This is a genomic window from Rhodoferax sp. UBA5149 (genome assembly GCF_002413825.1).
Taxonomy (GTDB): Bacteria; Pseudomonadota; Gammaproteobacteria; order Burkholderiales; family Burkholderiaceae_C; genus Rhodoferax.
In genome coordinates, this window is the sequence record NZ_DHXT01000127.1 from 16,858 (window position 1) to 18,466 (window position 1,609).

Sequence of the window (1,609 nt, forward strand, 5' to 3'; positions counted from 1 at the left end):
GTCAACGGTGGCGCGCACGCCAACAATAACCTTGATATTCAGGAGTTCATGATCATCCCGGTCGGCGCACCCAGCTTTCGCGAAGCACTGCGTTACGGCGCCGAGGTGTTCCATGCGCTCAAGAAAATCATCAATGACAAGGGCATGAGTACCGCCGTCGGCGACGAAGGCGGCTTCACACCCAGCGTAGCCAGCCACGAAGCGGCGATCTTGATGATCCTGGACGCCATTGACAAGGCTGGTTTCACAGCCGGTGAGCAGATTGCGATCGGTCTTGATTGCGCGGCCAGCGAGTTCTACAAAGACGGCAAATACCATCTTGCCGGCGAAGGCTTGTCCTTGTCCTCGGAAGAGTGGACCAACATTCTGGCGACCTGGGTTGACAAATACCCCATCATCAGCATCGAAGATGGCATGGCCGAAAACGATTGGGACGGCTGGAAAATTCTGACCGATCGGCTGGGCAAAAAAGTGCAAATCGTCGGCGATGACCTGTTCGTCACCAACACCAAGATTTTCAAGGAAGGCATCGACAAGGGCATTGCCAACTCGATTCTGATCAAGATCAACCAGATCGGCACCTTGACCGAGACTTTTGCCTGCATCGAAATGGCCAAGCGTGCGGGCTACACCGCCGTCATCAGTCACCGTTCGGGCGAGACCGAGGACTCCACCATCGCCGACATCGCTGTTGGTACCAATGCGGGTCAGATCAAGACCGGATCTTTAAGCCGATCCGACCGCATGGCCAAATACAACCAGTTGCTGCGCATTGAAGAAGACTTGGGCGACATCGCCACCTACCCGGGTCGCTCTGCTTTTTATAACCTGCGCTGAAACGTTTAATGGGCAATCGCGTTGTCCCGGCCGCTCTGATTGCACTGCTCGTGATTCTTCACGCGCAGCTGTGGTTTGGCCGTGGCAGCGTGCCCGCGGTTGCCCGCATGACGGAGCAGCTCAATGCGCAGAACCAGAAAAACCAACAAGCGCTGCTCGCCAACAATCGGCTGGCGGCCGAAGTTCGGGATCTGAAAGAAGGACTCGAGATGGTCGAGGAAAAGGCGCGACTGGAGCTCGGCATGGTCAAGCCCAACGAAATTTACGTGCAAATCGCCAAGTAAGGCGCGCCCTTACTGAACTGCCGCGCTCGCTGGCGGCAGATCACCGGCCACGGTGAAAATCTGCGCCACATCAATCGGGTCGAACGGGTATTGCGCACCGCAAAACTCACACCCCACCTCGATACTGCCGCGCTCGGCGACGATGCTTTGCGCCTCCTCGGCGCCCAGCCCAAGAATCATGTTGCTCACGCGCTCGCGACTGCAGGTGCAAGCAAAACGGGGCGCGGCATCGCCCGTCAGGGGTTCAAAGCGCGACAAACTCTCCTCCCAAAACAGACGGCGCAGAATGGTCTCAACGTCCAGCGTCAAAAGTTCTTCACGTTTCAGGCTCGACGCCAGTATGGCAATACGGTTGTAGTGTTCACTGCGGCCAATTTCATCCTCATTGGCCTGACTCACCAGGCTACCCGCCAGATTGCCGGAGCCGGCCAGCGGCAAGCGCTGGATCAACAGCCCCGCGGCCACCTTATCGTCCGCCGCCAGCACCA

Annotated in this window: 3 protein-coding genes; 2 read left to right on the plus strand and 1 reads right to left on the minus strand. The window is 57.7% G+C overall.

All coding sequences use genetic code 11. The features are described from left to right. The coding region (gene eno, locus B3V69_RS11250) for a phosphopyruvate hydratase (RefSeq protein ID WP_296446561.1) at window positions 1-837 on the plus strand (837 nt) is incomplete at its 5' end. An 8-nt stretch (window positions 838-845) separates the two neighbouring features. Then, complete coding sequence (locus B3V69_RS11255; RefSeq protein WP_296446563.1) at window positions 846-1,121, plus strand: septum formation initiator family protein; 276 nt, start codon at window positions 846-848, stop codon at window positions 1,119-1,121. Between the two features lie 9 nt (window positions 1,122-1,130). Here the strand turns inward: B3V69_RS11255 and B3V69_RS11260 are convergent. Next, a partial coding sequence (locus B3V69_RS11260) for an Hsp33 family molecular chaperone HslO (RefSeq protein WP_296446565.1) occupies window positions 1,131-1,609 on the minus strand: 479 nt, incomplete at its 5' end.